Origin of the sequence: uncultured Jatrophihabitans sp., assembly GCF_964252635.1 — a bacterium.
Classification (GTDB): domain Bacteria; phylum Actinomycetota; class Actinomycetes; order Mycobacteriales; family Jatrophihabitantaceae; genus Jatrophihabitans.
The window spans coordinates 36,763-48,494 of record NZ_CAXUNP010000028.1; the positions used below are offsets into that span (position 1 = coordinate 36,763).

The 11,732-nt window shown below is 71.4% G+C and carries 13 protein-coding genes and 1 pseudogene; 4 read left to right on the top strand and 10 right to left on the bottom strand.

Annotation, left to right across the window (positions count from 1 at the left end; genetic code table 11):
* From ACFFCA_RS13220 to ACFFCA_RS13230, 3 genes and pseudogenes are all read left to right on the top strand, one after another.
* A pseudogene (locus ACFFCA_RS13220) lies at positions 1 to 1,112 on the top strand (hypothetical protein); the annotation flags it as partial.
* 23 nt (positions 1,113 to 1,135) lie between these two features.
* Entirely contained in the window at positions 1,136 to 1,684 is a 549-nt protein-coding gene (locus ACFFCA_RS13225; RefSeq protein WP_375485519.1) for a GNAT family N-acetyltransferase, read from the top strand.
* 43 nt (positions 1,685 to 1,727) lie between these two features.
* A complete protein-coding gene (locus ACFFCA_RS13230; RefSeq protein WP_375485521.1) occupies positions 1,728 to 2,354 on the top strand; it encodes a DUF2461 domain-containing protein in 627 nt (208 codons plus the stop codon).
* A gap of 33 nt (positions 2,355 to 2,387) precedes the next feature.
* Here the strand turns inward: ACFFCA_RS13230 and ACFFCA_RS13235 are convergent, their stop codons facing one another.
* The 10 genes from ACFFCA_RS13235 to ACFFCA_RS13280 all read right to left on the bottom strand — a co-directional run bounded on the left by ACFFCA_RS13235 (position 2,388) and on the right by ACFFCA_RS13280 (position 10,380).
* Positions 2,388 to 2,894 (bottom strand): mismatch-specific DNA-glycosylase, encoded by a 507-nt coding sequence (locus ACFFCA_RS13235; RefSeq protein ID WP_375485523.1) that lies wholly within the window; start codon positions 2,892 to 2,894, stop codon positions 2,388 to 2,390.
* Positions 2,895 to 3,653: a 4-hydroxy-tetrahydrodipicolinate reductase gene (gene dapB, locus ACFFCA_RS13240; RefSeq protein WP_375485525.1), complete on the bottom strand. Its 759-nt coding sequence runs from the start codon at positions 3,651 to 3,653 to the stop codon at positions 2,895 to 2,897.
* Between the two features lie 5 nt (positions 3,654 to 3,658).
* Positions 3,659 to 4,990, bottom strand: a complete 1,332-nt coding sequence (locus ACFFCA_RS13245) for a M16 family metallopeptidase (RefSeq protein WP_375485527.1) — start codon at positions 4,988 to 4,990, stop codon at positions 3,659 to 3,661.
* Between the two features lie 34 nt (positions 4,991 to 5,024).
* Positions 5,025 to 5,867, bottom strand: coding sequence for a hypothetical protein (locus ACFFCA_RS13250; RefSeq protein ID WP_375485529.1), 843 nt, complete (start codon positions 5,865 to 5,867; stop codon positions 5,025 to 5,027).
* A complete protein-coding gene (locus ACFFCA_RS13255; RefSeq protein ID WP_375485530.1) occupies positions 5,867 to 6,055 on the bottom strand; it encodes a hypothetical protein in 189 nt (62 codons plus the stop codon). The genes ACFFCA_RS13250 and ACFFCA_RS13255 overlap by 1 nt, the downstream gene beginning before the upstream one ends.
* A gap of 78 nt (positions 6,056 to 6,133) precedes the next feature.
* Positions 6,134 to 6,589, bottom strand: a complete 456-nt coding sequence (locus ACFFCA_RS13260; protein WP_375485532.1) for an RrF2 family transcriptional regulator — start codon at positions 6,587 to 6,589, stop codon at positions 6,134 to 6,136.
* Between the two features lie 49 nt (positions 6,590 to 6,638).
* Complete coding sequence (locus ACFFCA_RS13265) at positions 6,639 to 7,607, bottom strand: sulfate/molybdate ABC transporter ATP-binding protein (protein ID WP_375485534.1); 969 nt, start codon at positions 7,605 to 7,607, stop codon at positions 6,639 to 6,641.
* On the bottom strand, positions 7,607 to 8,476 hold the full coding sequence (locus tag ACFFCA_RS13270) for an ABC transporter permease subunit (protein WP_375485536.1): 870 nt from the start codon (positions 8,474 to 8,476) through the stop codon (positions 7,607 to 7,609). The genes ACFFCA_RS13265 and ACFFCA_RS13270 overlap by 1 nt, the downstream gene beginning before the upstream one ends.
* Complete coding sequence (locus ACFFCA_RS13275) at positions 8,469 to 9,374, bottom strand: ABC transporter permease (protein ID WP_375485538.1); 906 nt, start codon at positions 9,372 to 9,374, stop codon at positions 8,469 to 8,471. Before ACFFCA_RS13275 ends, ACFFCA_RS13270 begins: the two co-directional genes overlap by 8 nt.
* A gap of 1 nt (position 9,375) precedes the next feature.
* Positions 9,376 to 10,380, bottom strand: coding sequence for an extracellular solute-binding protein (locus ACFFCA_RS13280; protein WP_375485540.1), 1,005 nt, complete (start codon positions 10,378 to 10,380; stop codon positions 9,376 to 9,378).
* Between the two features lie 196 nt (positions 10,381 to 10,576).
* Here ACFFCA_RS13280 and ACFFCA_RS13285 point away from each other — a divergent pair, with 196 nt between their 5' ends.
* Entirely contained in the window at positions 10,577 to 11,731 is a 1,155-nt protein-coding gene (locus ACFFCA_RS13285) for an RtcB family protein (protein WP_375485542.1), read from the top strand.
* Position 11,732 lies beyond the last annotated feature (1 nt).

An 11,732-nucleotide genomic window follows, 5' to 3' on the forward strand; every position in this document is an offset into this window, starting at 1 on the left:
ACGGGCAGCAGCCTCCCTACGGGCAACAGCCTCCCTACGCGCAACCGCCCTACGGGCAGCAGCCTCCGGCGCGTCCGCCGGTCACCCTCGGCGGCTTGCTGGGGGCCCGCACCCGCCGCCGTCCCGACGCGCGGTTCGGGCCGGCACTGGCCGGCGCGGGCGCCGCTCTCGCGCTCGTCGGCGCGTTCATCTGGGCGGTCGGCTACCTCGCCCATGATTTCGGGATCTCGTTCGACTCGGGGGACGGCGAAGGCACCACGTCGGTCCACGGCGAGGGCCGACGCTTTCTCGGCTTCGGGGTCTTCCTGGCACTCGCGCTGGCGGGTTACGCGGTGCTCGTACTCCGACGCCATGGGCCGCTGGCCACCGCCGGCACGGTGGCGTCGGCGTTCGGTGTCCCTCTGGCTCTCGGTTTCGCGTTCCTCGACATCGCCGGCGCGGTCCGCAGCGGAGCGTTCCCCGTGAACGTCGACGCGGTCTACCTGATCTCCATCGGGGTCTGGCTGGCCACCTACCTCGGCGTTCCGGGTGCACGCGGCCGAGCGGTCTACCTTGCCGCTTCCGCCCTGGCGCTGCCCAGCTACATCGCCATCAAGGCGTCGGGCGACGGGGCCTTCCGTGTCGGTTTCTCCGCGGTATCCGGCGGGCTGGGCGGTGGCGGTGCGCCGGACACCCACCGCGGGACGGTCGCCACGCTGACCCTCGTGTTCGGGCTGGTCTACTACGCCCTCGCTGCGCTGCTCGACCGGACCGACCGGGGCGGGGTCGCCGTCGCGCTGCTGTTCCCGGCCTTCGTCACCACGGCGAGCGGCATCTCGCTGGCCGCGACCGACTTCGGTCAGCTCGGCACCGGCGCGGCCCTGACCGTGATCGGTGCCCTGGTGGCCCTGTACGGCGGCCGGTTCGGGCGACGATTCACCACCTGGTCGGGCGCCACGTCCGTCGTCGTGGGTGTCGTCGTCCTGGTGACCAAGCTGGGCACCGATCACTACACGGCGGTGGGGCTGATCCTGGTCGGCATCGGCATCGTGGTGGCGGTGGCGGCGCACTTCGCACACTTGGCCCTGCGTGAGGCGCCGGACGTCGCCGAGGAGCCCGCCCCGGCACGGTGAGTCCCGGTCGTTAGGGTCGGGACATGGCAGACGTCAGCGTCCGCCCGGCCACGGCCGGCGACGCGAGCGAGATCGCACGGATCCAGATCGACACCTGGCGCACGGCCTACGGCGACATCCTGCCCGAGGCCGTGCTGGCCGGTCTCTCGCTCGCCGCGGCCGAGGCGTCGTGGACGGAGGCGATCACGGCCCCGCCGACCTCGCGTCACCGCGTGCTCGTGGCCATGGAGCAGCAGTGGCGTGTCGGCTTTGTGGCCTTCGGGCCCGCCGACGAGTTCGAGCCCGACGACGAGGACACCGACACCACGGTCGCCGTCGGGCCCGTGCTCGTCGAGCCGCGCTGGGGGCGCCGCGGCCACGGTTCGCGGCTGCTCGCGGCCACCGTCGACCTCGCGCGCCAGGACGGCATGACCCGCGCCGTGGCGTGGATCCCCGAGGGCGACACCCCGACCCGCGAGTTCCTGCTCTCGACCGGCTGGGCGCCGGACGGTGTCGTGCGCGCGCTGGACACCGGCGCGGGGGAGCTGCGCGAGATCCGGCTGCACACCTCGCTGGTCGAGCCCGCCGCCTGACCTGGTCGAGCCCGCCGCCCGATCGGGCACCTACCCTGTCGGGGTGAGCTTCGTCGGCATCCCCCTGGCCGCTCTCGACTTCTACGAGGACCTCGAGAACGACAACTCGAAGGCGTTCTGGGCCGAGCACAAGCCCGTCTACGACGAGCACGTGAAGGCCCCGCTGCTGGCCCTCGCCGAGGAGCTCGGCCCGCGGTTCGGCACCTTCAAGTTCTTCCGTCCGTACCGCGACGTGCGGTTCAGCAAGGACAAGACCCCGTACAAGACCCATCAGGGGGCGTGGTTCGGCGAGACGTCGAACTACCTGCACGTGGGGGCGCCCGGGTTGTTCCTGGCCGCGGGCTACTGGCAGATGTCCTCGACGCAGGTGGCGCGGCTGCGCCGCGGCGTGGACGACGACATCGCCGGGCCGCAGCTGGCCAAGGTGGTGGCCTCGCTGCGCCGCAAGGGCTACGAGATCGGCGGCGAGCAGCTGACGCGTGTGCCGAGCGGCTTCGACCGCGAGCATCCGCGCGCGGAGCTGCTGCGACACAAGACGCTGACCGCGTCGAAGGACCTCGGCGCGCCGGACTGGCTGAGCACGCCGCAGGCGCGCTCCGAGATCGCCAAGGCCTGGCGGGCCATGGCGCCGCTGGTGACGTGGCTCGACACCCACGTCGGCCACGACTGACCGGACGTCGGGCAGACGTTGCGGGGCCGTGGCTCAGCCCAGCGTGTCCAGGAAGTCCAGGAGATCGGCCCACAACGCCGTACGCAACGGCAGCGACATGCCGTTGTTCGCACCCGACGGCCCGGGCAACACGAACGCGGGTGTGCCCGCCACCGTCCACGACGGCGACCCGTAGTCGCGCACCAGGCGCAGCCCGGCGCAGCGGGCGTAGGAGTTCGCCGCCGTCTTGCTGACAAAGGCCACCGCCTGCGGACGGGCGGCGCGGATGCGCCGCTCGAAGGCGGTGCGGTCGAACTGCGGCGGCTCGCCCGGTTCCGAGCGGCGGACCCGGACGAGGTCGGTGAGCCCGATCCCGAACTCGAGCACCCGTTCGTCCTCGCTCGGGTCGAGCAGTTCGGGGACGAGCCCGGACGCGTGCAACAGCACCCAGAACTTGTTGCCCGGGCCGTCGTAGTAGTGGACGCGCTCGGCGCGGTGCCAGGCGGCGATCGTCCCGGCGAGGACCACGCGGACACCGGTACCCAGCAGGTCGGGCAGCACCTACAGCTCGAGCAGCGGGTCCAGTCCGACCGTGAGCCCGGGGCGGGTGCCGACCTGGCGGACCGCCAGCAGCACGCCGGGCATGAACGACACCCGGTCGAGCGAGTCGTGACGGATCGTCAGGGTCTCACCCTCGGCGCCGAAGACGATTTCTTGGTGCGCGACCATGCCGGACACCCGCAGCGCGTGCACGTGCACGCCTTCGACGTCGGCGCCGCGGGCGCCGTCCAGGGCCTGGGTGGTCGCGTCGGGGGCGGCGTCCTTCCCGGCGTCACGACGGGCCTGCGCGATGACCTGGGCCGTGCGCACCGCGGTACCGCTCGGCGCGTCCACCTTGCCGGGGTGGTGCAGCTCGACGACCTCGGCGCTGTCGAAGAAGCGGGCCGCCTGCTGCGCGAACCGCATGGACAGGACCGCGCCGATCCCGAAGTTGGGCGCGACCAGCACGCCGAGCTCGGGGGTGTCCTTCAACCAGGTACGGATGGTGTCGAGCCGTTCCTGCGTGAAGCCGGTGGTCCCGACGACAGCGTGGATCCCCTGGTCTATGGCGAAGCGGATGTTGTCCATGACGACGTCGGGATGGGTGAAGTCGACGAGCACCTGCGAGTCGGCGTCGGCGACGCTGAACAGCCAGTCACCGGCGTCCACCATGGCGACCAGGTCGAGGTCGCCGGCGTCGTCGACCGCCCGGCACACCTGCTGACCCATGCGTCCTCGGGCTCCGAGGACACCGACGCGGATCGGTTCGGTCATGATCATGCTCCCTAGACTGCGCCGTCGAAGTCGTGTTCGCCGAACGGGCCCACCACGGTCAGGCAGCGTGGTCGGGACAGGACGAGCCCGGCGACCTCGGCGACGTCGTCGGGGGTGACCCGGTCGATGTGGTCGAGCACCTGGTCGAGCCCGATGATGTCGCCGTAGGCGATCTCGCTCTTGCCGATCCGGGTCATCCTCGAGCCGGCGTCCTCGAGGCCCAGGACGATCCCGCCCCGCATCTGCCCCTTGCCGCGCTCGATCTCGTCGGCCCCCAGCGCACCGGCGGCCACGGCGTCGAGCTCCTCGCACATGATCGACAGCACCTCGTCGGCCTTGCCCGGCTGGCAGCCGGCGTAGACGGCGAACTGGCCGGCGTCGGCGTAGGCGCTGGTGAAGGAGTACACCGAGTACGCCAGCCCGCGCTCCTCGCGCACCCGCTGGAACAGTCGCGAGCTCATCCCGCCGCCCAGCGCCGCTGACGCCACGCCGAGCGCCCAGCGCCGCGGGTCGTGGCGGGACAGCCCGTGCGTCCCGAGGACGAGGTTGGCCTGCTCGGTGTCGTCGTCGACCACCCGGACCGCACGGTCGGGCACGAACGACGGCTCGTCACCGCTCGGCCGTACCGGCTGCGGCACGTCGTCCGGGTCGAGGCGGTCGGCGAAGGCCCGGCGGACCAGGCGGACGACGTCGCCGTGCTCGACGTTGCCGGCCACCGCCACGACCATCGCGTCCGGCGTGTAGCGACGCCGGTAGTACCCGTGCACCTGGCGCCGCGTGAGCCTGGCGATGGACTCCTCCGTGCCGAGCACCGGGCGGCCGAGCGGCACGTCACCGAACAGGGCGGTGGAGAACTCGTCGTGGACGAGGTCGCTCGGGTCGTCGTCGCGCATCGAGATCTCCTCGAGCACGACGCCGCGCTCGACGTCGACGTCCTGGGCGGCGATGGTCGCGTTGAGCACCACGTCGCTCACGATGTCGATCGCGACGTCGAGGTCGCGGTCCAGCACCGTGGCGTAGTAGCAGGTGTGCTCCTTCTCGGTGAACGCGTTGAACTCGCCGCCCACCGCGTCCATGGCGCGTGCGATGTCGACCCCGCTGCGCGATGTCGTGGCCTTGAACAGCAGGTGTTCGAGGAAGTGGCTCGTACCGGCCAGCGACGTCGACTCGTCACGTGACCCGACCGGCACCCAGACACCGACGCTGGCGCTGCGGACGCCGGGCATGGCCTCGGTGACGATCCGCAGGCCACCGGGCAGCGTGGTGCGGTTGAGGACACCGCCCCCGGTGGCGTGCTCGAGACGTTGCGTCGCGGCACGACGCAGCGGTCGGCGAGAGGTCATCCCGCGATCCTACGGACCCCGTCCTGCGCCTGGCTCAGGCCCGGGCGGTGTAGTACACGCGTTCGCGTTTCGGGGTGACGACCGGGAAGTAGTGCGGACGCAGCGTCAGCAGGAAGCTGCCGACGGCCACGAGCGCGCCGCGTAGGACCGGCAGACGCAGCAACCACCCGGCCAGGCCGAACAGCGGGGCGACGAGCCAGGCGGTCAGGGCGAAGGCGATCCCGGCGGCCACCAGGCGGCCGGGAAAGCGGGCGCCCAGGCAGCACCACAGCGTGGCGGCACCGACGAGGCCGACCGCGGCCAGCCAGCACGCCCACAGGACCGCGCTGCCGCGCAGGACGTCGAGCGGAAGGGCGCCCAGCGCGAGGCCGGCGGACCCCGCGATCCCGGCGGCCAGCTGCGGGCGGCGGTCGCGCGGGCCGACGGGGGTGTAGCTCGGCAGCACCGACAGCGGGTGGGCGGTGAGCAGGGCGTCGACGGTGTCGTACAGGCGCGTCGAGGGGTACCGGGCGGCCACCCGCTTGCGCAGCCAGGGCGGCGCCTCGGGGTGCAGCCACAACCCGTCGATCCGCGCGTGCTGCGCGCGGACACCCTGCGTGCCGGCGACCACCCCGCCCCAGCAGGACACCACCGCCTGCACGTAGCGCATGCCGCGGTTCTGCGCCGCCGCGCGTGGGCTGCCGTAGGCGTAGAAGCCGCAGTCGCAGTTGTCGGCGGGCGCCTGGTGGTTGCCAAGGGTGCACGTCGCGGTGTTCTGCTCGCTCGTCCAGCTCTGCTCCGAGTACAACGGCAGCAACAGGCCGGACTCCTCGACCCGGAAGGTGCGTAACGCGACGACCTCGCCCACGAGGGGCTCGGCGCCGGCGAACGGCTGCATCAGCGGCGGGACGCGCCGGTCCGCACGTCCGGGGTGCGGTCCCTGGTGAGGTCAGTGGTGAGGTCCCAGGTGAGGTCGACGGGTGCGGCGGGCGCCTCGACCTCGGCGACGGGCTCGGCGACTGGTGCTGAGGGGGCGCGCGTCGGCAGCACCTCGAAGCGCACCGTGCGGGGTCCGATGTCGCCCATCGCCGTCCTCTTCCGCTCGCGGCCGCGCGTCTCGGGCGGCCGGGTGATCACAGACGGTACGCCGAAACCGGCCTCACGTCAGCGTGGGAGCCAGGCGTCCGGGGCCTCGTTCAGGAGGCGTACGTGGGCGGGCAACTCACCGGTGAGCACCTGCGCCAGGGTCGTCTCGTCCAGGACCTGGCGCAACGCCGACCGCACCGCCACCCACACCTCGGGCAGGTGCTCGGCCACACCCGCGTAGGTGGTCTCGTGCGGGCGCAGGCCGCGCACCTCGGCCAGCGGGCCGTCGACCGCACGCATCACCGACCCGAGGGCGATCTCGGCGGCCGGGCGGGCCAGGGCATAGCCGCCCTCGGCCCCGCGTTGGCTGCGGACCAGACCCGCACGCCGGAGCTCGCCCAGGATCGCCTCGACGAACTTGCGTGGCATGCCCTGCTCGGTGACCACCGTGTCGATCTTGACGAGGTTCGGCTCGCGCGCGGCGAGACTCAGCAGGGCCCGTACCGCGTAGTCGGTCTTCGCCGAGATCTGCACGCCGTCATCCTCGCATCGCTGAGTTCACGGGCCGGCACCGCCGCGCGGGTCAGCGCGGCGCGGCCAGCGTGGTGCTGTCGGCCGACACCGCCAGCCACACCGGCGTGCCCTCGGCCAGGCCCAGGGATTCGCTCTGCCCGCGTGTCAGCTGCACCCAGGTTGCGTCCTTCTCCTGACCCGCGGCGAGCTCGACGCGGACCTCGAAGCCGACCCGCTGCAGCCTGGTCACCCGTGCCGCCACGGCGTCGGGCCGTTCGGAGGTGAAGATCTCGATGTCGTGCGGGCGCACCAGGCGGCCACCCAGCGTCGTGACCGGCCCGAGGAAGGACATGACGAAGTCGTTGGCCGGCTTGTCGTAGAGGTCGTCCGGTGAGCCGACCTGCTCGATGCGGCCGGCGTTGATGACCACGATCTCGTCCGAGACCTCGAGGGCCTCCTCCTGGTCGTGCGTGACGAACACGGTGGTCACGTGCACCTCGTCGTGCAGGCGCCGCAGCCAGTCGCGCAGCTCCTTGCGCACCTTCGCGTCCAACGCGCCGAACGGTTCGTCGAGCAGCAGCACCTTGGGCTCGACCGCCAGCGCCCGGGCCAGGGCCATGCGCTGACGCTGACCACCCGAGAGCTGGGCGGGCAGGCGGTCGGCGAACTGCTCGAGGTGGACGAGTTCGAGCAGGTCGTTGACGCGCTTCCTGATCTCGTCCTTCGGGCGCTTGCGGATCTCGAGCCCGAACGCGATGTTCTTGAACACCGACAGGTGGGTGAACGCGGCGTAGTGCTGGAAGACGAACCCGACGTCGCGGTGACGGGGCGGCACGGTCGTCGCGTCGTCGCCGTCGATGAGCACGCTGCCCTCGTCGGCCTTCTCGAGACCGGCCACGATGCGCAGCAGCGTCGACTTCCCGCCGCCGCTCGGGCCGAGCAGCGCGGTGAGCGTGCCGGACCGGACGGAGAGGTTGATGTCGTCGAGGGCCACGAAGTCGCCGAAGCGCTTGCCGATCCCCTGGATCTCGATGCCCATCAGGTGGTCCTTCCCCGTCTGCGGATCAACGCGGCCACCAGGATCGCAGCGATGGCTATGAGCATCAGCACGAACGCGACGGCGTAGGCGCTCGGCAGGTCCTGGTCGGCGTCGATGTAGTTGCCGACGCGGGTCGCGGCGGTCTCGTTCTCCCCGGCGATGCCGCCGTTGGACAGCACCAGGACGGCGCCGTACTCCCCCACGCAGCGGGCGATGCACAGCACGATGCCGTAGCTCAGGGCGACGCGGATCGCGGGCAGAGTGATGCGCCGGAACCGCACCAGGGCGTTGGCGCCGAGGGAGGCTGCGGCCTGCTCCTGCTCGAGCCCGGCCTGGGCCAGCACCGGGACGACCGCGCGAACCACGAGCGGCAGCGACACGAACGCGGTGGCCAGGATCAACCCGGGTTTCGCACTCGCGAAGTCGGTGCCGACGACGGAGGCGAACCAGCCGCTGGGCCCGTAGACGAGCAGGAGCGCGAGACCCACGACGATCGGGGACACCGCAATCGGCAGGTCGACCAGCGCGTCCAGCAACCGCTTGCCGGGGAACCGGTAGCGGGCCAGCAGGATGCCGAGCCCGATGCCCAGCACCGTGTTGATGACCACGGCGCTGGCTGCGACCACGACCGTCACCTGGAAGGCGTGCTGGGTGTCCGGGTCCTCGAGCACGTCGAAGAAGGCGCCCAGCCCCGGCTCGAACGCCTTGTAGCAGAGCACCGCCACCGGGACGAGGACGAGCAGACCGACGTAGAGCACCGCCAACGTCCGCAGCCCCAGGCCCGCGGCGGTGGGGGTAGGACGAGTCGAGGGCGCACGTGGTGCCGAGGGCCGGACGGCGACGGACGCGGTCGCCGGGGCGTCAGCCACGGCGAGCCACCCGGCGTTGCACGAGATCGAGCAGGATCAGCACGACGGCGCTGGCGAGCAGGAGCACGAAGGCGATGGCGGCGGCTTGCCGGGTGGCGGCGCCCGGCGTGTCTGCGTTCTGCAATTGCCCGTAGATGATGAACGAGGCGACCTTGTTGCCCTTCAAGCCGCTGGAGATGAACACGAGCGAGCCGTACTCACCGATGGCCCGTGCGAACGACAGTGCCGCCCCCGACGCCGCGGCCGGCAGGATCTGCGGCAGCACGATGCGGCGGAACACGACCACCGGCGACGCACCGAGCGACGCGGCGGCCTGCTCGGCGTCGCGGTCGAGGTCGAGCAGCACCGGCTGCACCGTGCGCACGGTGAACGGCAGCGTGACGAACAGCAGGGCCACGACGAGGCCCGCGCGCTCGCCGTAGAGGGTGACGCCGACGGGACTGTTCTGGCCGTAGAGGGCGAGCACCACGATGCCGGCCACCACGGTCGGCAACGCGAACGGGATGTCGATGACGGTCTCGAGCAGGCCGGCCCCGCGGAAGCGTTCGCGCACCAGTACCCAGGCCACCAGGGTGCCCATGACCGCGTTGACGACGGCTACGGCCGCTGCGAGGCCGAGCGTCAACTTCAGCGCCGACGCGGTGGCCGACGAGGTGATCGCGTCCGTGAAGTCCGACCAGCCCGAGCCGAACGCCTTGCCCACCACGGCGGCCAGCGGCAGCAGGACGAGCAGCGAGATCCACAGCGTGACCACGCCGAGCGAGACGCCCGAGATCCTGCCCAGGGCCAGGCCGGACCGTTGACGCTCACCGCGCCCGCGCCCGCGGCGGACGCGGGCACCGGCCGTCCCCTCGTCGGGGGCGGCCGGCACCGGTTCGAGCTGTGGGGCGAGGGTCACGTCAGCCGGAGCCCTCGATCTTGGTGTCGATGCCGCTCGGCCCGAAGAACTTGTCGTTCACGCTCTTCCAGCCGCCGAGCTGCGTCACGGTCGTCAGCTTGGGCACCGTCGGGAACGGGTTGCTCGGGTCGTTGGCGCCCTTGACGGTGCCGACCTGGACGCCGGAGACGACCGGCCGGAACCCCGTGCTCGCGAAGATCTGCTGACCCTTGGTGCTCTCGGCGAAGGCCAGGAACTTCTTCGCCGGCGCCGACGCCTTCTTCGTGACGGCCGCCGGGTTCTGGATGAGCACCGACTGGTCCGGGACGATGTAGTCGACGTTCGCACCCTTCGCGCGGGCCGTGATCGCCTCGTTCTCGTAGGAGATCAGCACGTTGCCGGTGCCGCTGGTGAACTGCTGGGTCGCCACCGCACCACTCGCGGTCTTGCTGACCACGTGGCTGTAGAACTGCTTGAGGTAGGCGGTGGCCTGCGACTCGGTCCCGCCCTGCGCGGTGATGTGCGACCACGCGGCGAGGATGTTCCACTTCGCCGACCCCGACGACGCCGGGCTGGGCGTGACGATCTTGACTCCCGGCTTCACGAGATCGTCCCAGCCCTTGATGCCGAGCGGGTTGCCCTTGCGCACGACGATGACGACGACCGAGTCGGACACGATGCCCTTGGTGGGGCCGCTGTCCCAGTTCTCGTCGACCTTGCCGGGTACCAGCTTGGTCAGGTCGGGGGTGACCGAGAAGCCGACGTAATCGGCCTTCTGGCCGGCAAGCACGGCCTTGCTCTGGGTGCCGCTCGGGCCGTAGGAGGCGCGGAACTTCACGCCCTTGCCGGCCGAGGTCTTCACGAACGCCTTGGACAGCGCGTCGTAGGCGGGCTTGGGCACCGAGTACTCGACCAAGCGTATCTGCTTGGCGGACGAGCTCGAGCAGGCCGTGACGCCCGCAACGGCAACGAGCAAAGCGGCGAGCGCAGCGCCGGTGCGGCGCGCCCGGGACAGCGTCAGGGTCATCGTGCCTGCTTTCGCGATTGTCGACCGACTCCGGTATGTCGATGCGTCTGGTAGACAATATCAGCGTCGACCTTGGTTCGTCGGATGTCACGGGCCCGGGCGACCTGCGTCACGCCCGCAAACCGGACGTTCCGGACTCCACTGCCCCGCTCCGGTGATCGCGAACTCGGTTGTCGGGCCACGGACGATGGACGACATGTCCACCACCCGCCTCGCCAACTTCGCGTCCATCCTCGAGGACGACACCCGGGCCCAGGCCGAGCGCACCGCGAGCATGCCGTTCGTGCGGCCGCACCTGGCGCTGATGCCCGACGCCCACCTGGGCAAGGGTGCGACCGTCGGCAGCGTCATCCCCACCGACGGTGCGATCATCCCGGCCGCCGTGGGGGTCGACATCGGCTGCGGCATGATGGCCGTCCGCACCCAGTTCCGGCGCGCCGACCTGACCGGGGATCTCACCGATCTGCACGCCGCGATCTCGGCGGCGGTGCCGCTGTCGGCCGGGCACTACAACACCGACGTGGCGGCGACCGCGCAGCCGCGCGTGGCCCAGCTCGAGGCCCTGGACGGCATCGACCAGGCCGACGCGATCGCGCCGGCGTGGCGCCTGCAGCTCGGTTCGCTGGGTTCGGGCAACCACTTCATCGAGGTCAGCCTCGACGAGGACGACGCCGTGTGGCTGTTCCTGCACTCCGGCTCGCGCGGGGTCGGCAACAAGCTCGCGCAGAAGCACATCAAGATCGCCCAGCAGCAGTGCGCCAAGCGGTGGATCCGGCTGACCGACCCCGACCTCGCGTACCTGGTCGAGGGCGACCGGGAGTTCTGGTCCTACATCGGCGCGCTGCGGTGGGCGCAGCGGTTCGCGCTGCTCAACCGCGAGGAGATGATGCAGCGCGTCGTCGACTGCCTGTCGGCGTGGCAGGGCGAGCCGGTGCAGCGGCTGGAGGAGGTCAACTGCCACCACAACTACACCGAGCGCGAGACGCATTTCGGCCGCGAGGTCTGGCTGTCGCGCAAGGGGGCAATCGACGCGCACGAGGGCGTACCGGGCCTCATCCCCGGGTCGATGGGCGACCTGTCCTACGTCGTCCGCGGCAAGGGGCACGTCGGGTCGCTGTGCTCGTCGCCGCACGGAGCGGGACGTAACTTCTCGCGCTCCGCGGCCCGGAAGCGGTTCACACGGGCCGACCTCGACGAGCGGATGGCGGGCATCGCCTGGGGCAACTCGAGCGCGTTCCTCGACGAGCACCCGGAGGCCTACAAGCCGATCGACGTCGTCATGCAGGACGCGAAGGACCTGGTGGAGGTGGTGCACACCCTGCGCCAGATCGTCAACGTGAAGGGTGACTGAC

What these genes read in the sequence shown, in the direction of transcription:
- ACFFCA_RS13250 (WP_375485529.1), bottom strand. Translation starts at nt 5,867, where the DNA reads ATGCAGCCGTTCGCCGGCGCCGAGCCCCTCGTGGGCGAGGTCGTCGCG.
- ACFFCA_RS13280 (WP_375485540.1), bottom strand. Translation starts at nt 10,380, where the DNA reads ATGACCCTGACGCTGTCCCGGGCGCGCCGCACCGGCGCTGCGCTCGCC.
- ACFFCA_RS13255 (WP_375485530.1), bottom strand. Translation starts at nt 6,055, where the DNA reads ATGGGCGACATCGGACCCCGCACGGTGCGCTTCGAGGTGCTGCCGACG.
- dapB (WP_375485525.1), bottom strand. Translation starts at nt 3,653, where the DNA reads ATGATCATGACCGAACCGATCCGCGTCGGTGTCCTCGGAGCCCGAGGA.
- ACFFCA_RS13225 (WP_375485519.1), top strand. Translation starts at nt 1,136, where the DNA reads ATGGCAGACGTCAGCGTCCGCCCGGCCACGGCCGGCGACGCGAGCGAG.
- ACFFCA_RS13245 (WP_375485527.1), bottom strand. Translation starts at nt 4,990, where the DNA reads ATGACCTCTCGCCGACCGCTGCGTCGTGCCGCGACGCAACGTCTCGAG.
- ACFFCA_RS13265 (WP_375485534.1), bottom strand. Translation starts at nt 7,607, where the DNA reads ATGGGCATCGAGATCCAGGGGATCGGCAAGCGCTTCGGCGACTTCGTG.
- ACFFCA_RS13285 (WP_375485542.1), top strand. Translation starts at nt 10,577, where the DNA reads ATGTCCACCACCCGCCTCGCCAACTTCGCGTCCATCCTCGAGGACGAC.